A 19,492-nucleotide genomic window follows, 5' to 3' on the forward strand; every position below is an offset into this window, starting at 1 on the left:
TTGAAAATTAGGCCGATTTTTGTTACACTAGATAGAAAGACATTGAAGGAGAAATCATGGCGGATCGTGGCTTATTAATCGTATTTTCTGGCCCTTCGGGGGTTGGAAAAGGAACGGTCAGACGAGAAATTTTTGAAAACTCGGACAATCAGTTTCAGTATTCTGTATCGATGACGACGCGTGCACAACGTCCAGGTGAAGTGGATGGTGTCGACTATTTTTTCCGTACACGTGAAGAATTTGAAGATTTGATCCGTCAAGGGCAAATGTTGGAGTACGCTGAGTACGTTGGAAATTACTATGGGACTCCTTTAACCTATGTGAATGAAACCTTGGACAAGGGAATCGATGTATTCCTTGAAATTGAAGTTCAGGGTGCCCTTCAAGTAAAGAAGAAAGTTCCAGATGCAGTTTTTATTTTCTTAACTCCGCCTGATTTGGATGAATTGCAAGATCGATTAGTGGGTCGCGGGACAGATAGTGCAGAAGTTATTGCGCAACGGATTGAAAAAGCAAAAGAAGAAATCGCCATGATGCGTGAATATGACTACGCCATTGTGAACGACGAGGTTCCTCTTGCTGCTGAACGTGTCAAACGTGTGATCGAAGCAGAGCATTTCCGTGTAGACCGTGTCATTGGCCATTATCTGGATATGTTACCAAAAACACAAACTATTGTGAAGAGATAAATAATTAGAAATTAGGTATAGGAATATGATGTTAAAACCTTCTATTGATACATTGCTTGACAAAGTACCATCAAAATATTCATTGGTTATTCTTGAGGCAAAACGGGCCCACGAATTGGAAAGTGGTGCAGTACCAACTCAAGAATTCCAATCAGTTAAATCAACATTACAAGCGCTTGAAGAAATCGAGTCTGGAAACGTAGTTGTTCACCCGGATCCAGAAGCAAAACGTGAAGCACTTCGTCGTCGGATTGAAGCAGAGCGGATTCGCAAAGAAGAAGAAGAGCGCAAAATTAAGGAACAAATTGCCAAAGAAAAAGAAGATGGTGAAAAAATTTAAGGTTGGGGCTTCTCAATCTTATTTTTTGCTATTTAAAGGGTTCCGTGATAAAGTAAAGCTCATATGATAGAGGCTGGAGGTGAAAAAGTGATAGCAAAAGTCATCGTAGATGTCCCATTGATGCAGACAGATAAACCCTATTCTTATCAGATTCCATTAGAATTTGAGGATATGGTGGAGGCAGGTATGCGAGTTCATGTCCCCTTTGGTAAAGGGAATCGCCTCATTCAAGGGATTGTGGTAGATGTTTTAGAAGAGGCAGACACAAGCGAGGAATTAAAAGCGATTGTGGAGGTCTTGGATTACACTCCGGTCTTAAATCAAGAGCAGTTCTGGTTGGCAGATCAATTACGAAAAAGTGTTTTTTCTTATAAGATCACGATTTTAAAAACCATGCTTCCTTCTCTCCTCAATTCGAGTTATGATAAGATTTTGTATCCTCAACCTTCTTTAGATCCAACTCTCAAAGTGAAACTTTTTGGTGAAAAAAATGAAGTTTCTTTTTCTTCTCTAGATGCGGCCGATCAAGCCCAAGTGATGCGGTTGGTCAGAAAAGGAGATTTGGTACTTGAATACAAGGCCAAGGATAGGAAACAAATTAAAACAGAAAAATGGTATCGCGTTAACCAGGAAGGATTAAAAGAACTTCAACCATCAGGAAGAGCTAAAAAAAGGCTAGCATTGAAAGAGCGCCTGTTACTAGAGCAAGGGGAGCAACCCTTAGCAGGATTGTATCAGGATTTTTCACGAGAAGTGGTAGCTTATTTTATCGAACAGGGTGTTTTAGAAATTACAGAACGAGAAGTGAATCGGGCGGCTGCATATTATGAAGGCAAAGAACAGACCCAGGCTCTGCTTTTAAATTCAGAGCAAGCAAAAGCTGTCGAAACAGTAGTTTCTCAAATTGGGAAAACATCAAAACCTTTTTTACTAGAAGGTGTGACTGGAAGTGGGAAAACAGAAGTTTATCTGCAGATTATTCAAGAAGTTCTAAATAAGGGGAAAACGGCTATTATGTTGGTTCCTGAGATTTCCCTGACGCCACAGATGACGGATCGTTTTATCTCGCGTTTTGGCCAGGAAGTAGCTATTCTGCACTCGGGCTTATCAAATGGTGAGAAGTATGATCAATGGCGAAAAGTTGAACGTGGGGAGGCCAAGGTAGTCGTTGGAGCGCGCTCAGCCATCTTTGCCCCTTTAAAAAACATCGGAGCCATCATCATTGATGAGGAGCATGAGGCTTCCTACAAACAAGATAGTAATCCACGCTACCACGCAAGGGAAGTCGCAGTCCTAAGGGCTCAGTACAATCAAGCAGTCTTGCTTCTTGGATCTGCTACACCAAGTTTAGAATCGAGGGCTCGTGCAACAAAAGGGGTTTATGAATTAATTCGTCTCACCCAACGGGCCAATCCGGCAGCCAAAATTCCAGAAGTTAAAGTCGTTGATTTCCGTGATTATATTGGCCAAAATGAAGCTGGTAACTTCACTCCGGTTCTAGTGGAAGCTATTGCTGATCGCTTGCAGAAAAAAGAGCAGGTCGTCTTGATGTTGAACCGCCGTGGTTATTCCAGCTTTGTCATGTGTCGCGAGTGTGGAACTGTGGATACTTGTCCCAATTGTGATATCTCACTGACCCTCCACATGGATACTAAAACCATGAACTGTCATTATTGTGGCTATAGCAAAGCGATTCCTCGACACTGTCCAAATTGCCAAAGTCCTTCCATTCGTTATTACGGGACAGGAACACAAAAAGCCTATGATGAATTACAAGAGATCTTTCCTGAGGCTAAAATTTTGCGTATGGATGTGGATACTACCCGAAAAAAAGGGAGCCACGCAGCAATATTAGATGCTTTCGGGAATGGAGAAGCGGATATTTTATTAGGGACGCAAATGATTGCGAAGGGCTTGGATTTTCCAAATGTGACGTTAGTGGGTGTCTTGAATGCGGATACTTCTTTAAATTTACCGGATTATCGATCCTCAGAGCGAACCTTTCAACTCTTGACTCAGGTGGCAGGAAGGGCCGGACGAGCAGAGAAAGAAGGAGAGGTTATCATTCAGAGCTACAACCCCAATCATTATGCGATTCGATTTGCCAAAAACCAAGATTATGAAGGCTTTTTTGCCTATGAAATGCAGATTCGCCGGCAGTTAGGCTATACGCCTTATTACTTCACAGTTGGGTTAACCCTATCCCATAAGAGTGAGGAAATTGTGATGGAGAAGTCACATCAGGTCATGGAAATTCTCCGATCTGGCTTATCTGATCAGGTCCAAATCTTAGGACCAACACCTAAACCAATTGCACGCACACATAATTTGTATCATTATCAAATCATTGTGAAATATCGTTTCGAAGAAGGCATGACACAGGTCTTGAATCAAATCCTAGAATTTACACAAGAAAGAGGCAACCAAGATCTACGTGTCAGTATTGATAATGAACCTCAAAGCTTTATGTAAGGAAGAAAGAAATGACAAAATTAATTTTTATGGGAACGCCTGATTTTTCAGCGACGGTTTTAAAGGGATTGTTAGCAGATTCGCGCTATGAAATTTTGGCAGTTGTGACGCAACCAGACCGCAAAGTAGGTCGCAAAAAAGAGATTCGAATGACCCCGGTGAAGCAGGTAGCTTTAGAACATCGACTACCAGTTCTTCAGCCGGAGAAATTATCGGGTAGTCCAGAAATGGAAACGCTCTTATCACTAGATGCAGATGGAATTGTGACCGCTGCTTTTGGACAATTTTTACCGACAAAATTGTTGGAGAACTTCCAATTCGCGGTGAATGTCCACGCGTCTTTATTACCTAAATATAGAGGTGGAGCTCCCATTCACTATGCCCTGATCAATGGTGACGAAGAAGCTGGGGTTACAATTATGGAAATGGTCAAGGAAATGGATGCCGGAGACATGATTGCAGCTCGTTCTCTCCCAATTTTAGATGAGGACAATGTGGGAACTTTGTTTGAAAAATTGGCAGTCCTTGGACGTGACTTACTCCTAGATACTTTGCCAGCTTACCTAGCAGGGGAGATCAAGCCAAGTCCACAAGATCCAAGTTTGGTCACATTTTCACCGAATATTTTACCGGAAGAAGAGGTTTTGGACTGGACCAAAACCAATCGCCAAGTCTTTAATCAGATCCGAGGGATGAATCCTTGGCCGGTCGCTCATACGTTATTAAATGGACAACGCTTTAAAGTTTATGAAGCAGAGCTATGCGAAGGAAATGGAAATCCAGGAGAAGTGATTGCTTTGACCAAAAAAGAGTTGCTAGTCGCTGCAGGAGAAGGCGCATTGTCCCTCAAAGTTGTGCAGCCGGCAGGAAAACCAAAAATGTCCATCACAGACTTTTTGAATGGCGCCGGCCGTCAATTGAAAGTAGGAGATCACTTTGGAAGTTAAACAAATGAATGCGCGGGAACAGATCGTTCGAGTGTTAGAAGAGGTTTTTGAACAGGGAGCTTATTCTAATATTGCCCTAAATCAAGCGCTAGAACACTCTCAACTTTCAGATAAAGATAGAAGCTTTGTTACGGAAGTTGTATACGGTACTGTAGCACGGAAGATAACACTCGAGTGGTATCTCGCCCACGTAATTGAAGACCGGACGAAATTAGATCCTTGGCTCTATTATCTTTTGATGATGAGTTTGTATCAACTTGTCTATTTAGACCGCATTCCCGATCATGCCATCGTCAATGAAGCTGTCCGGATAGCAAAACGTCGTAAAGAAGGCAGTGAGAAGTTTGTCAATGCTATTCTTAGAAAGCTAATCCGCGAAGGACTACCAGCTATTGATACAATCAAGCGAAAGAACAAACGTTATTCGGTAGAGTATTCCCTACCTGTATGGTTGGTCAAAGCATTGATCGAAGAATACGGTGAAGAACGTGCTTGCGCTATTTTTAAGAGTCTCTATCAGCGTAATAAATCCAGTATTCGTGTGATTGATCTGGACGAAAAAGAAGAGTTGGCTCAGCTACTCGAAGCAACCTCCTCTCTACTTGCTTCGTCCGCTCTCGTGAAAGAGCAGGGACATTTTGCGGCGCATTCCTTGTTTAAAGAAGGGCGCATTACTATTCAAGACGAGTCCAGTCAATTGGTGGCACCAGCTTTGGATTTGCAAGGAGATGAGTGGGTTTTAGATGCCTGTGCGGCTCCAGGTGGAAAGACGACCCACCTGGCTTCTTATCTCACAACTGGGAAAGTCACAGCCTTGGATCTCTATGACCATAAGCTCAAATTGATTCAAGAAAATGCTAATCGGCTCCATGTTGCGGACAAAATTTTGACAAAGAAGTTAGATGCGACAAAAGTTTTTGAAACATTTGGACCTGATGCTTTCGATAAAATTTTGGTGGATGCGCCTTGTTCAGGGATTGGTTTGATACGGAGAAAGCCTGATATCAAGTACAATAAAGAGAGTGCAGATTTTGTATCTTTACAAGCTATCCAATTGGCCATTCTGGATAGTGTTTGTCAAAGTGTGCGTAAAGGTGGTATAATAGTGTACAGTACGTGTACAATTATGGGTAAAGAGAATTTTGAAGTGGTGGACCAATTTTTGAAAAACCATCCAAATTTCGAAAAAGTCCCATTGGATCACGAAAGAAAAGATATTCTTAAAAATGATTGTATCCTTATTACACCCGAATTATATGGAAGCGACGGCTTCTTTATCAGTCGTTTTAAGAGAATCTCATAATATCAGGAGGAAACTGACAGTATGGATATGACGATCTTAACCGATGTAGGTCAAAGACGGACAAATAACCAAGACTATGCAAATCAATATAAAAACAAGGCAGGAAAATCTATGGTTTTACTTGCTGATGGTATGGGAGGACACCGTGCCGGAAATATTGCTAGTGAAATGGCAGTCACAGACCTAGGTGCGGCTTGGGTTTCTTCTGAGATCGAGACGGTTAATCAAGTACGGGAATGGTTTGCAGAACATTTAGAAGCTGTGAATCGTCGGATTCATTTGGCTGGGCAAGATGATGAGCACAAAGGAATGGGAACGACACTAGAAGCCTTGGCTTTTGTAGAAGGACAAGTGATTTATGCCCACGTTGGGGATTCACGGATTGGCCTCATTCGTCAGGGCGAATACCAGCAGTTGACCAGTGACCATTCTCTTGTAAATGCTCTTTTGCGAGCTGGTCAAATTACAGAGGAAGAAGCTGCCCATCATCCTCAACGTAACATCATCACTCAGTCCATTGGTCAAAAAGATGAGTTAGAGCCGGATTATGGTTTGGTGACGGTTGAAGCAGATGATTATATTTTGATCAATAGTGACGGTTTAACCAATATGATTGGCCCGGATGAAATCAGAGATATTGTCTTGAGTGATGTTTCACTGGAAGAAAAAGCTCAAACCTTGATTCGTTTTGCCAATAATGCTGGAGGCTTGGATAATATCACTGTTGTACTGCTCCACTTTACTGAGGAGGACGCAGCATGATTCAAATCGGCAAAATTTTTGCCGGGCGATATAAAATCATCCAACAAATTGGACGCGGCGGGATGGCAGATGTTTATCTTGCGCGTGATTTGATTTTAGATGGGGAAGAAGTTGCAGTCAAGGTACTGCGTACGAATTACCAGACGGATCCCATTGCGGTTGCGCGTTTTCAGCGTGAAGCAAAGGCGATGGCAGAGCTGGACCATCCAAATATCGTTCGGATTACAGACATTGGCGAAGAAGAAGGACAACAATACCTTGCAATGGAATATGTTGCAGGTTTAGACTTGAAACGCTATATCAAAGAAAATGCTCCTTTATCAAATGAAGAAGCTGTTCGTTTGATGGGGCAGATCCTTCTAGCTATGCGTCTTGCCCATACGCGTGGCATTATCCATAGAGATTTAAAACCACAGAATGTCCTCTTGACACCAGATGGAACAGCAAAAGTTTCAGACTTTGGGATTGCAGTGGCCTTCGCAGAGACTAGCTTGACCCAGACCAACTCGATGTTGGGGTCGGTTCATTATTTGTCCCCTGAGCAGGCGCGTGGATCAAAAGCTACGGTGCAAAGTGACATCTACGCGATGGGGATTATTTTCTATGAGATGTTGACAGGACACATTCCTTATGATGGAGATAGTGCAGTCACAATTGCTTTGCAGCATTTTCAAAAGCCACTCCCCTCTATTCGTGAAGAAAATAAGAATGTTCCACAAGCTTTAGAAAATGTGGTGATCAAGGCGACAGCTAAAAAACTGACGGATCGCTATAAATCAGTGGCAGAGATGTATGTAGATCTTTCAAGTTGCTTGTCCTATGAGAGAAGAAATGAGAAAAAACTGGTTTTTGAAGACCAAGCGAAAGCTGATACAAAGACTCTTCCAAAAGTGAGTCCAACTCCAAGGACGGCTCCTGTTCCAATCTCTGAGGTACGCAGTGAAATCAGTTCAGTAGATCCTAATCGACCATTATCTGATCAGCAGACCATGGCGCCAAGTAAAAAGCCAAGAAGACGTTTGCGGGCGCGCTACAAGGTCTTGTTTGTTGCCATTGCCCTAGTACTTGCAGCCTTTACTTTCTTGTTATATATGAGCCCAGCCAATAAAACAGTTCCAGATGTTTCCGGCAAAACCATTGCCGAAGCCAGAGCGGTTATTGAGGGACAAGACCTTCAAGTCGGTGAAGAGAAAGAAGAGTACAGTGATTCGGTTGCAGAAGGCTACGTCATTCGAACCAATCCAAATGCAGGGGCCCAAAAGAAAGAACAAAGTCGAATTGATTTGATTATTTCCAAAGGACCAAACAGCTTTGAAATGCCAAATTACGTGGGTGAAACACGGGCAAAAGCAGAAGAAGATCTGAAAAATACTTATAAAGTATCAAGCAAAATGATCACGATTGAAGAAGTTGAGACCTTCGATTATGCTGCAGGGACAGTTCTTGAACAAACTCCAGCTCCAGGAGAGCAATATTCTCTGAATTCAAAAACCAAGATTGTTTTGAAAGTAGCGAAAGAAACGACTTCAATTGAAATGCCAAACTATGTTGGATCAACTTACGATTTTGCTAGAAGTAATTTGATTGAGATCTATAGTATTAAAGAAGCCAATATCGAATTAAGAAAAACAGAACATCTCCCTGATGGGGTAGTTGTTTCTGCCGGTCAAATTGTTAGTCAAACTCCAGAAGTTTCGAGTACGGTGGATATTAACCGAACACGAATTGTTTTAACGGTATATGAACCTAAAGTGACCGCTTCTTCAAGTACGAAAGCCTCATCCAGTTCAGATACATCTAGTTCATCTTCTGCTGAACGATCAGATACAGAAAGTTCTAGCAGTAGTGCAACTGGTGGAGATTCATAAAACAGTCTAAGACTCAGATGGATTTCTGAGTCTTTTTGTATTTTTTTGTTGCTATGTCGTGATTTTTTTATTTCCCTGTCGAGGGAAATACTTTGAAGTCGCTTCAAGAAACTATTTTTCTACAGATGAATAGATTATGTGAACTCCTTAACAAACAAGGGGTTTCAAGTCCGGTAAAATAAAATAGTCAATTAAACATAAGGTAATTTGAAGTTGAAAATAGATTGAATATCAAATTATTTGCCTTTGTTTTAGCCCACATGCTATAATCTGCGTGAAAGGAGATCAAAGAGTAAAAAGTCGTTCAGGCCTGCTTTGATAGGAAATTGGTAAACGAATAGATTTTTTTCTGCTAGTTGAATAGGCCTTGACAACTAGTGGAGAAAAATATCGTGAACTGAGAAACAGGGAGGTAGAATGACTTTTGAAATATGTGCACATAGTTGATGTATCTTTCGCCTATACTTTCCCAATGGAGATTATTTAAATGGACAGAAAATATAGAGTGGTTAGTCGAGCAATCTTAGCAACAGCTATGATTGTCCCGGCATTTATAGCAACAAAAGTAGCTGCAGAAAATAGAGGATGGAATACCTCCTCTTATCGTTCAAACTATTATAACTATGGTTACAATAATTGGAACGGTTATAATGGCTATAATTCATGGACCTATAGTTATGGCTATGGATATCCAAATTGGAACTATTATTATGGCTATAACTATGGTTATCCTAGCTGGAATAATTATTATGGCTATAATGGTTGGAACTATGGTTATTCCTTGGAAAATGATGTAAACTACATTTATTGGAATGGCAATCATTATTATCGGATGAGTGATGGAACTTACCGGATCTACCGCAATGGTGAGTGGAAGCCTCTAACTAATCGGAATAACTCTACTAATAACCTTGCCAATGACCCTCATTATGTATATGAAAATGGCTACCATTATTATGTATTGGATAATGGGGATTATTACTACTATAAAAATGGCAAATGGGTATTTGTGAAGAATTCAACGGAAAATCCTGATACTCCTGATCCGGTTCCAACACCGACTCCGGATCCAACTCCAACACCTGAAGAGCCAGATCCAAGCGATAAACCGGATCAACCAGTTAATCCATCAGAACCATCTACACCAGAAGATCACGGCAACTTGATCTTCCCAGAAAATCCTCCATTTGTAGGAGCAGATGGAGAGTTTGATCCTTTCGCACCAACCCCAGAAAATCCAAGTGAACCAAAACCAGAAGAACCGGTGCAACCTGAAGTGCCTGGAAATGATGGTTTGGTATCAACAGATCAGCCTAGTGAAAACCAAATTCCTCCATACGTTGAGACACCAGCAGAAGGATTAGAACATCTTCCATGGGCTCCAAATGGACGAGCACCTAAGATAGTCTATCCTCCTGGAAAACCTGGATCAGCAGCTTTGCGTCGAGATAAGAACTACTACTTTGACGGGTCGACTCACTATTACTACGTTCCTTCTGATACGGAAGCAACTGGTTACTCTGCTTATTGGAAATGGAATGGAGATAAATGGAAACTTTATGGAATGACAGATCCGAAAGATCCTGAGATCGATCCAAAATTCCACGAAGATGCCAAAGATGATGAATATGCTTATAGCGATCGTGACTCAAGCGTGAAGCTCTACTCTACAAATCTGGTAGAAACAGCTAAAGCAGGTCAAGCTCTTCCATTTAAGAATGTGGATGAATTTAAGGACTATGTCATTAAGAAAATGAATCCTAAATTTATTGATAATGCTGGATGGGATGCCAAAGTAGAATGGGAAATCGAGGACCCAGAACTCTTTGAGCAATCTAAAGAAAACCCATGGGCTAAAGACTATGTTTTAATCGCTAACTTGAAGAGTGGAGTAGATGACAAGAACTATAAAGATGTTGAGTTTGGCTATGTGAAATTCGTTTATCGTGTAGAAGCGACAGACAATACAAACTATATCGAGTTAGATAAAGCGAAAGAAGCTTTTGCTAAGATTAACGAATTACGAAAGGCACAAGGCTTAAAAGAATTGACTTGGTCAGATGATGTCTACAACTCACGTGCCTTGCCAAAAGCCCATACTATTTCACGTCAGTACGATAGCACAGGGTTTGTAGCTCGCCGTGAAGACAATGCAACAACAGTCGCAACGAAATGGTATAACAGTGGATTGAGAGAATTAATGCTCGATCCAAATGCCACAGAAGGTGCGGTAGCAGCAGTCATCAATGGCGACGGTAACTATTACTGGGCATTCATGTATAAATAATGCCTCTAGACAACTGTTATCGGAAAGAACTTATTTAATAACAATTCATTCCGATACCAAGGACACCCAAAGGATTTCTTTCTTTTGGGTGTTTTTTTGCTCTTCTTATTATCCAACCATAGACGGAAGTCAAATGAGGAAAAATTTGATAAAATAGGAAAAGATGAGGTAGACTATGTGGAAAATACAAATTTTTATTTTCGTTGAAGCCGTTTTGTTAACATTGGCAGCGATCACCATTTTATCAATCGATTTTTCCAGATTTGTTGTCTTGATGGTTCTCTTTTTGCTCCTTTTGTATTACTATTTTGGCAAACAAAAAGCGAATTTTCTATTAATCGCGCTGAGTGTGCTATTGTTTTTTATCGTGATGCTGAATCCTTTTGTGATTGCAGCCATTTTATTTGCGGTGGTTTATGGTTTATTGATTGCTTACCCTTATATGTATAAGGAAAATGAAGCCGTTGTGTTTGATGTTGAAGAGGATACGAAAATTCGTCAGGAAAAAACTCGATGGATTGGTGATTTACAACATTTTTCAAAGCAAAGTCGAGGGTATCGAGATCTGAATGTAATCCGAGTTTTTGGAAATGACACCCTCCATTTAGAGGAGGTAGCCATTTGCAATTGGGACAATGTAGTGATCATTCGGAAAGGTTTTGGAAATACAAAAATTATCTTACCGATTGATTTGGAGTTGCATTTACAAATTAACACCCTGTATGGAGATCTGAAGTTTTTGGATCTTCCTGTCCGTAAAATGAGGAATGAAACCATAGACATTGAAACGGCACACTATCGGAGATCGCACCGTTCTATAAAAATTGTGTTAGTTGGTATTGTTGGGGATGTTGAGGTGATTCGCGCATGAAGAAATTAGACTATCTCCTATTGTATTTCTATTCCCTAATGGTGGTTGCGGTCATTTGTCATACCATTTTCCATTTTGTTGGTTTTCAGTGGGGCAAACTTCTCTCAGATCTTTCCTTGCTTCAGTCATTCCTATTTTTGGTTTTTAGTCTGACGCTTGCATTGACGGCTTTGGTTGTCTTAATTATCAAAATCACGCAATTTGTAACAGTTCATGCAGTACAACAAAAGGTAGAATCTATCCTGACTGCTTCACAGCGAAAAGAAATTGCCCCCAAAGAATTGAATCAACAGTTAGATTTATTGGACAGCAAATTACTTCGACTAGAAGAAAATTTACAAAAGAGTGAAAATCGTGTGATGCGAAATGAAGAAGAAATTGTGGAAATCGAGCGTAAGAGAATTGCGCGTGATCTACATGATACGGTTAGTCAAGAATTGTTTGCAGCCAATATGATTTTATCTGGAGTGGCAGCACGGGCTCTTGAGTTAGAGAAAAGTCAGATCCAGCAGCAACTAAATGGTGTGTCAGATATTCTAGGTACAGCCCAAAATGATTTACGCGTCTTGCTCCTACATCTTCGTCCTACAGAATTGGAAGGAAAAAGTTTGGTAGAAGGGATGGAGATGATTTTTAGAGAATTGAAGGAAAAGAGTAACCTAGCAGTTGTCTTCCATCATAATGACGTGAGCATTCCAAAAGAAATGGAAGAACATCTATTTCGGATCGTCCAAGAAATTGTCAGCAATACCTTGAAACACGCTAGAGCTCAACAAATGGATGTCTTTTTGCAACAGGAAGGAAAACAACTTCATTTACGGATGGTAGATGATGGAATCGGATTTGAGCAGGAAAAATTGGAACGATTGAGTTATGGGTTGAAAAATATTCAAGAACGTGTAGAAGACATGGCGGGAACCATTAAAATAAGAACGAGTCCTCAAAAGGGAGTGGCTGTAGATATTCGCGTTCCCCTCCTTGTAAAAGATAAAAATGAAAAGGAAACTGTATGAAAGTATTATTAGTAGATGATCATGAAATGGTCCGATTGGGATTGAAAAGCTTTTTGTCCATGCAAACCGATATTGAGCAGGTCTTAGAGGCGAAAAATGGGCATGAAGGGGTGGAGTTGGCGCTGAAAGAAAGACCAGACGTCATCATCATGGATATTGTGATGCCAGAGCTAAATGGAATCGATGCGACTCTAGCCATCCTAAAAGAGTGGCCGGAAGCTAAAATTGTCATTTTGACGTCTTATTTAGATAACGAAAAGATTTACCCTGTCTTAGATGCCGGTGCAAAAGGGTATATTTTAAAGACCTCGTCAGCAACTGAGATCTTACAGGCTGTCAGAAAGGTTGCAAAGGGAGAATTTGCAATTGAGACAGAAGTTAGTCAAAAAGTTGAGTCACGAAAGAACCATGCTGAATTGCATGATGATTTGACAGCTAGAGAACGAGATATTCTGGCTTTATTGACGAAAGGATATGAAAATCAACGAATAGCAGATGAACTCTTCATTTCTTTAAAAACAGTGAAGACCCATGTCTCCAACATCTTATCGAAATTAGAAGTCAGTGATCGGACGCAAGCAGTCGTCTATGCCTTTCGACACCATCTGGTGAATCAAGAAGATTTTTAAAAGGAAACATGCTATAATAGAGCGTGATCATAAGGGGGAGACAAGTGGACGCAAAATTACGTTATAAAGCCAAAAAAGTTAAAATCGTCTTTTTTGATATTGATGATACATTACGTGCAAAAGAAACAGGATTGATCCCAGAATCTGTCAAAGACGTCTTCCATCAGTTGAAAGAAAAAGGAATCCGAACAGGGATTGCAACCGGCAGAGGGATTTTTGGGGTTGTTCCTGAAATCATGGACTTAAAGCCTGATTTTCTAGTAACCTTAAACGGTGCCTATATAGAAGATACAAAAGGAACTGTGATCTACCAATCACCAATCAATGAAGCAATCGTTTCTTCTTTTGTAGATTGGGCCAAAGAATCCGAGATTGATTATGGGTTAGTGGCTAGTCATCAAGCTGCCCTGTCTAATCGGACACCCTTGATCAGTGATGCTATTGACATCATTTATCCCAACTTACCCGTAGATCCAGATCTGCATTTGAAAGAACCTATTTTCCAAATGTGGACCTTTGATGAACAGGATAGTGAGCTAGAGTTGCCCCCTTCTTTGCAAGAGGACTTGCGCCTAGTTTCGTGGCATCCCCATTCGTCAGATGTTGTTCGTTTTGAAGCTTCAAAAGCTTCAGGAGTTTCTCATCTTGTAAATCATTTGGGCTTGAAGCCAGAGAATGTTTTAGTATTTGGGGATGGATTAAATGATCTAGAACTGTTTGATTATGCTGGAATTAGTATCGCAATGGGAAAATCTGCCCCAGAGTTACAAGAAAAAGCTGATTATATCACTAAGAATTTAGAAGAAGATGGCATATTCTATGCCTTAGAGGAGTTAAATATGGTTGAAAAAGAATTGACGTTACCACAGTTAGAACTTGCTACGGCTGACGGTCCTGTCGCTGTGATCAAAACCAATCACGGTAAGATGAACATTCAATTGTTCCCGGATCAAGCGCCAAAAACAGTTGCAAACTTTGTAGCTCTTGCTAAGTCTGGTTATTATGATGGTGTCATTTTCCATCGGATTATTAAAGATTTTATGATCCAAGGGGGAGATCCTACTGGTACAGGTATGGGTGGTGAATCCATCTATGGTGAGAGCTTCGAAGACGAATTTTCAAAAGAACTGTACAATATTCGTGGAGCCCTTTCGATGGCAAATGCTGGACCAAACACAAATGGTAGCCAATTCTTTATTGTACAAAATCAACATCTCCCATATTCGAAAAAGGAATTGGTCCGCGGTGGCTGGCCTGAAGAAATTGCTGAAATCTATACGACAGAAGGGGGAACTCCTCACCTAGATCAACGCCATACCGTATTTGGACAATTGATGGATGAAGCTTCTTTTGCTGTGTTGGATGAGATCGCGGCTGTTGAGACAGGGATGATGGATAAGCCAGTAGAAGATGTCGTGATTGAAACCATCGAGATTGAGGACTAATATGAAAATTGGAGATAAGTTAGAAGGGACCATTACAGGCATTCAACCTTATGGTGCCTTTGTCGAACTAGAGTCGGGTGTCACGGGCTTGATTCATATCTCAGAGATTAGAAGTGGTTATGTAAGTAATATTCATGATATTCTTTCAATTGGAGAAAAAGTCTTTGTCCAAGTCATCGATGTTGATGAATATTCTAAGAAAGCTAGCCTCTCTCTGAGAACACTAGAAGAAACACCACAACGAAGTATTCGACACCATCGTTTTTCAAATGATCGCCACAAGAGTGGTTTTGCGCCCTTAGCTCAACAGATGCCGACCTGGGTTAAAGAAGGAAAGGTATTCTTTAGCAAACAAGAAAAGAAATAAAAACTTCGATAGGTTGATGAAACCTATCGAAGTTTTTTTGATATAGAGAATTATTCAAATTCGTAAAGGGTAGTAGAAAGATAACGTTCTCCATTATCTGGTGCAAGAGCAAGAACTTTTTTACCGCTACCCAATTCTTTTGCGACTTCAATAGCAGCATAGATAGCAGCTGCGCTTGAGATACCGACTAAGAATCCTTCAGCTCCACCGATAGCGCGTGCAAGTTCGAAAGCTTCTTCTGAAGATACGCGACGAACACCATCATATGCATTAGTGTCTAAAGTATTTGGGATAAAACCAGCTGAAATCCCTTGGATTTTATGTGGTCCAGGTTTTTCGCCAGAAAGGACTGCGGATTCATTGGCCTCAACGGCATAGACTTTGACAGCAGGATTATTCTTTTTCAAAGTATGAGAAATACCAGAAACAGTACCACCAGTACCAACACCTGCGACAAAAGCATCTAAACCATCTTTTCCAAAGGCATCAACGATTTCTTGTCCTGTTGTTCTTTCATGTACCTCTGGGTTAGCAGGGTTTTCAAATTGAAGAGGAAGGAAGCCATTTCTTTCTGCAGCGATTGCTTCAGCTTTAGCGATAGCGCCTTTCATCCCTTCACTTCCAGGAGTCAAAACAAGTTCAGCTCCATAGGCTTGGATGATTTTACGACGTTCCACACTCATGGTTTCAGGCATGACAATCACAACTTTGTAGCCTTTAGCTGCGCCAACCCATGACAAACCAATCCCTGTGTTCCCACTAGTTGCTTCGACAATGGTATCACCTGGTTTGATCAAGCCATCCGCTTCAGCTTTTTCAATCATGCTCAAAGCAATCCGGTCTTTAACAGATGATCCAGGATTGAAAGCTTCGAGTTTGACATAGACATCTGCAGCTCCTTCAGGAACAAGACGGTTCAATTTGACAATCGGAGTGTTCCCAATCAGTTCTGTAATATTTTCATAAATAGCCATAATATACCTCAGTTCTAGGTTTTCTTGATACTAACAAGTATAGTCCCTTGCGGGAAGAATGTAAAATATAGAAATTTTATGGGTGTGATAAAAAAAAACTATCGTTGCCGATAGTATTTTAATTATTTTTCTACAGAAAGTAGGGGTACTTCAACCTCACGAATTCCTTGATCCTCAATAATGACTTTACCATTGTAAAATTCGACTAAAGCTGCTGTGATAGAGTTTGTATTTTCTTTATCCACAAAAATCGTTGTCATCACCTGATCTGTGAACATTGGATCTTGTTCCGCCAATTGATGGTCTTTTAAGAAATTAGCAAATTCTTGGTATTGGGAATAAGAAAGTGTGATCCCAAGAACCACTTGCTCTTTGATTTCTACCAGTCCAATCTCTCGAACTGCTTGTGCAACACTTCCAGCATAAGCACGAATCAGACCGCCAGCGCCTAATTTAATACCTCCGAAATAGCGGGTAACCACGACGCAACTATTAGTGATGCGATGATTCTCCAAAACACCTAACATCGGTACCCCAGCTGTTCCACTAGGCTCTCCATCGTCACTGGTTCGTTTGATATCACTTTGTTCTCCAATGATGAAAGCAGAGCAGTTATGTGTAGCCTTATAGTGTTCCTTTTTGATGGCATTGATAAAATCTCTGGCTTCCTCTTCAGAGGAGACTCGCTTGACATGACAAATGAATTTTGATTTTTTGATTTCTTCTTGAACAGTACCGTTCTCTTTAAATGTAACATATTCCATATTCTTATTTTACAAAAAAAGAATGATTTTCTCCAACTTTTGCGAATTAATAAGTATGAAGATAGAAGATTCTTATGGAAGACTCTTAACGGAGAGTCAAATGACAAATGATCTAAAAGAAATTGCCTACGAACTTCCAGCTATAGAAAAACAGAATGGAAGGTACCAATGCTTTCGATGTGGCAGTTTGATTGATCAAAAACTGTGGAAGTTAAGTGAAGAGGTACTGTATTGTAGAGCCTGTATCCAATTGGGAAGGATCCGGAGTGATCAAAAACTTTATGCTATTGCACAGCAAGACTTTGAAGGACAAGAGGTGCTAAACTGGAAAGGAACCTTGACTTCCTATCAACAAGAGGTATCTGAAGGGCTTATCCAAGCAGTTAAAGCAGGGAAACATGCCCTGGTTCATGCTGTGACAGGCGCCGGGAAAACGGAAATGATGTACCAGGTTGTAGCAACAGCGATCAAGTCAGGAAAAGCAGTCTGTATTGCCACCCCAAGAATCGATGTCTGTATCGAACTGTACGGAAGGATGGAGGAAGATTTTTCCTGCCCCATCTCTTTACTTCATGGAGAATCGGAACCCTATTTTAGAACCCCCTTGGTGATCGTTACAACCCATCAATTGCTAAAGTTTTATCAGGCCTTTGATCTCCTTATTATAGATGAAGTAGATGCGTTTCCCTATGTGGACAATCCAATCTTATATAAAGCAGCTCAGAATGCAATAAAAAAAGAGGGAAATACCCTTTATTTAACCGCAACCTCTACAGATGAGTTAGATAAAAGGGTCAAGAAAAAAGAAATCATTCGTTATAGTCTTCCAAGAAGATTTCATGGGAACCCACTAGTGGTCCCTGAAATAAAATGGGTGCCGAAAATTAGAGAAAAAATAGAAAAAGGAAGAATCCCTTACCAACTATTGCAACTGATCAAGAAACAAAGACAGACTCACTACCCATTGTTAATCTTTGTATCTGAGATAGAATTAGGACAACAATTTACTGAGAACTTAAAAAAATACTTTCCAAAAGAAACAGTAGGTTTTGTATCCTCACAGACAACAGACCGCCTACGAATGGTAGAAGAGTTTAGAAACAGAGCCATAACCATGCTAGTCTCGACAACAATTTTAGAAAGAGGAGTGACCTTTCCGTTTGTAGATGTCTTTGTTTTAGAAAGTAATCATAAATTATTTACTAAAAGTACCCTCGTACAAATTTCAGGAAGGGTCGGTCGAAGTAAAGAAAGACCAACAGGTAAACTACTTTTTCTATCAGATGGCATAACACGAGAAATGAAGAAAGCGGTTAAGGAAATAAAGGAAATGAATCAGGAGGCTGGATTTTGAAAGAATGTCTGCTTTGTACGAAAGAGTTGAAAACTGGTGAACATTTCACAGACCTTATTTTTATGAATCAACAAGAAGAATGGATTTGTAAAGAATGCAAAGAAGACTTCGAACAAATTTGCGAAATCCATTGTCCTAGATGTTATAAAAATAAGGAGGAGAAAGTATGTAAAGATTGCGAATACTGGATACAAAAGGGGAATATGGTAGAACATGAAGCATTATATAGATATAATGCAGCAATGAAGGACTATTTCAAGCGATATAAATTTGAAGGAGATCGTTTATTAGGAATGGTATTTGCATGTGACATCAAAAAAGCCTTGAAAAAGTATAAAAGCTATACGATAATACCGACTCCAATCAGCCATGAAAAAAAGCAGGAGAGAGGATTCAATCAAGTATCAACCATATTAGATTTTGCAGAAATAAAGTACAGCAGTCTATTCCAAAAAGAAGACAGCTTAGCCCAATCAAAAAAAACAAGAGAAGAAAGATTAAAAACCTCTCAACACTTTCAATTAATAGAAGAAGTTTCAGAAAAAAAGAAATATCTTATCTTTGATGATATCTACACAACGGGCAAAACAATCGAATTAATGAAGCGCCTACTAATTGAAAAAGGTGTGAAAGAAATAAAGACATTTTCAATCGCAAGGTAAAAAAAGATTTGCAAAAAGTTTATGAAAGCGTTATAATATACATATAAATAAAAACATAATGTTTAGAAAGTAGGTACTAATATGATTAAATATAGTATCCGTGGTGAAAACCTAGAAGTAACAGAAGCCATTCGCGACTATGTCGTTTCTAAACTCGAAAAGATTGAAAAATATTTTCAGGCAGATCAAGAGCTAGACGCTCGAGTAAACTTAAAAGTTTACCGTGAAAAGACCGCAAAAGTAGAAGTAACCATTCCACTTGGATCTATTACACTGCGCGCAGAAGATGTCTCTCAAGATATGTACGGTTCAATTGATTTAGTTGTAGATAAAATTGAACGTCAAATTCGTAAGAATAAAACAAAAATCGAAAAGAAAAATCGTATTAAATCTGGTGCAGGTAAATTGTTTACCGATGCAGTTGTAGAAGAAGTAGCAACCACAGAAAAAGTTGTTCGCTCAAAAACAATTGATCTAGAGCCAATGGATTTAGATGAAGCGATCCTTCAAATGGATCTATTAGCACACGACTTCTTCATTTATCGTGATGCAGAAGACAATACAACAAATGTGATCTACCGTAGAGAAGATGGAGACATCGGTCTATTGGAAGTAAAAGAATAGAGATCAAAAAAAGAGATTGAAAACATCAATTAAATTATAGAGGAATCAGGAGCGTTTATACTCCTGATTTTTTATATAAACAAAAAAACTTTCAAAAAAATAAAAAATTTTGGAAAAAAGT

Annotated in this window: 18 protein-coding genes; 16 read left to right on the forward strand and 2 right to left on the reverse strand. The window is 39.9% G+C overall.

The window, feature by feature from the left end; translation table 11 throughout:
• Window positions 1-56 precede the first annotated feature (56 nt).
• The 13 genes from gmk to NML76_RS09270 all read left to right on the forward strand — a co-directional run bounded on the left by gmk (window position 57) and on the right by NML76_RS09270 (window position 14,993).
• Window positions 57-689: a guanylate kinase gene (gene gmk / locus NML76_RS09210; protein ID WP_003003905.1), complete on the forward strand. Its 633-nt coding sequence runs from the start codon at window positions 57-59 to the stop codon at window positions 687-689.
• A gap of 25 nt (window positions 690-714) precedes the next feature.
• The gene (gene rpoZ / locus NML76_RS09215) at window positions 715-1,029 is read left to right on the forward strand and encodes a DNA-directed RNA polymerase subunit omega (protein WP_003010339.1); all 315 of its coding nucleotides are present in this window, start codon (window positions 715-717) and stop codon (window positions 1,027-1,029) included.
• 63 nt (window positions 1,030-1,092) lie between these two features.
• The gene (locus tag NML76_RS09220; RefSeq protein ID WP_003010336.1) at window positions 1,093-3,501 is read left to right on the forward strand and encodes a primosomal protein N'; all 2,409 of its coding nucleotides are present in this window, start codon (window positions 1,093-1,095) and stop codon (window positions 3,499-3,501) included.
• Window positions 3,502-3,512: 11 nt separating this feature from the next.
• Window positions 3,513-4,448: a methionyl-tRNA formyltransferase gene (gene fmt / locus NML76_RS09225; RefSeq protein WP_070589955.1), complete on the forward strand. Its 936-nt coding sequence runs from the start codon at window positions 3,513-3,515 to the stop codon at window positions 4,446-4,448.
• Window positions 4,438-5,751, forward strand: coding sequence for a 16S rRNA (cytosine(967)-C(5))-methyltransferase RsmB (rsmB, locus tag NML76_RS09230; protein WP_070589953.1), 1,314 nt, complete (start codon window positions 4,438-4,440; stop codon window positions 5,749-5,751). The genes fmt and rsmB overlap by 11 nt, the downstream gene beginning before the upstream one ends.
• A 21-nt stretch (window positions 5,752-5,772) precedes the next feature.
• A complete protein-coding gene (locus tag NML76_RS09235; protein WP_049474471.1) occupies window positions 5,773-6,513 on the forward strand; it encodes a Stp1/IreP family PP2C-type Ser/Thr phosphatase in 741 nt (246 codons plus the stop codon).
• Window positions 6,510-8,381, forward strand: coding sequence for a Stk1 family PASTA domain-containing Ser/Thr kinase (gene pknB / locus NML76_RS09240; RefSeq protein ID WP_049516135.1), 1,872 nt, complete (start codon window positions 6,510-6,512; stop codon window positions 8,379-8,381). Before NML76_RS09235 ends, pknB begins: the two co-directional genes overlap by 4 nt.
• 487 nt (window positions 8,382-8,868) lie before the next feature.
• A complete protein-coding gene (locus tag NML76_RS09245) occupies window positions 8,869-10,668 on the forward strand; it encodes a CAP domain-containing protein (RefSeq protein ID WP_049516137.1) in 1,800 nt (599 codons plus the stop codon).
• 175 nt (window positions 10,669-10,843) lie between these two features.
• The gene (gene liaF / locus NML76_RS09250) at window positions 10,844-11,539 is read left to right on the forward strand and encodes a cell wall-active antibiotics response protein LiaF (RefSeq protein WP_003003865.1); all 696 of its coding nucleotides are present in this window, start codon (window positions 10,844-10,846) and stop codon (window positions 11,537-11,539) included.
• The gene (locus tag NML76_RS09255) at window positions 11,536-12,552 is read left to right on the forward strand and encodes a sensor histidine kinase (protein WP_049516138.1); all 1,017 of its coding nucleotides are present in this window, start codon (window positions 11,536-11,538) and stop codon (window positions 12,550-12,552) included. Before liaF ends, NML76_RS09255 begins: the two co-directional genes overlap by 4 nt.
• On the forward strand, window positions 12,549-13,181 hold the full coding sequence (locus tag NML76_RS09260; RefSeq protein ID WP_049492345.1) for a response regulator transcription factor: 633 nt from the start codon (window positions 12,549-12,551) through the stop codon (window positions 13,179-13,181). The genes NML76_RS09255 and NML76_RS09260 overlap by 4 nt, the downstream gene beginning before the upstream one ends.
• Before the next feature lie 44 nt (window positions 13,182-13,225).
• Window positions 13,226-14,626, forward strand: a complete 1,401-nt coding sequence (locus tag NML76_RS09265) for a Cof-type HAD-IIB family hydrolase (protein WP_247913763.1) — start codon at window positions 13,226-13,228, stop codon at window positions 14,624-14,626.
• A gap of 1 nt (window position 14,627) precedes the next feature.
• Complete coding sequence (locus NML76_RS09270) at window positions 14,628-14,993, forward strand: S1 RNA-binding domain-containing protein (protein WP_023920312.1); 366 nt, start codon at window positions 14,628-14,630, stop codon at window positions 14,991-14,993.
• Window positions 14,994-15,043: 50 nt separating this feature from the next.
• Here NML76_RS09270 and cysK read toward each other — a convergent pair whose 3' ends face one another.
• Window positions 15,044-15,967, reverse strand: coding sequence for a cysteine synthase A (gene cysK / locus NML76_RS09275; protein WP_003004014.1), 924 nt, complete (start codon window positions 15,965-15,967; stop codon window positions 15,044-15,046).
• Between the two features lie 122 nt (window positions 15,968-16,089).
• Entirely contained in the window at window positions 16,090-16,731 is a 642-nt protein-coding gene (locus NML76_RS09280; RefSeq protein ID WP_021154565.1) for a YigZ family protein, read from the reverse strand.
• A 55-nt stretch (window positions 16,732-16,786) separates the two neighbouring features.
• Between NML76_RS09280 and NML76_RS09285 the strand changes: the two genes are divergently transcribed.
• The 3 genes from NML76_RS09285 to raiA all read left to right on the forward strand — a co-directional run bounded on the left by NML76_RS09285 (window position 16,787) and on the right by raiA (window position 19,371).
• Entirely contained in the window at window positions 16,787-18,085 is a 1,299-nt protein-coding gene (locus NML76_RS09285) for a DEAD/DEAH box helicase (protein ID WP_201037368.1), read from the forward strand.
• Window positions 18,082-18,747 carry a ComF family protein gene (locus tag NML76_RS09290; protein ID WP_254733351.1) on the forward strand — a complete coding sequence of 222 codons (666 nt, stop codon included), beginning with the start codon at window positions 18,082-18,084 and terminating at the stop codon, window positions 18,745-18,747. Before NML76_RS09285 ends, NML76_RS09290 begins: the two co-directional genes overlap by 4 nt.
• 81 nt (window positions 18,748-18,828) lie before the next feature.
• On the forward strand, window positions 18,829-19,371 hold the full coding sequence (gene raiA / locus NML76_RS09295) for a ribosome-associated translation inhibitor RaiA (protein WP_254733353.1): 543 nt from the start codon (window positions 18,829-18,831) through the stop codon (window positions 19,369-19,371).
• Window positions 19,372-19,492 lie beyond the last annotated feature (121 nt).

Source organism: Streptococcus sp. CF8_Ac1-9 (genome assembly GCF_024295565.1).
Lineage (GTDB): Bacteria > Bacillota > Bacilli > Lactobacillales > Streptococcaceae > Streptococcus > Streptococcus parasanguinis_X.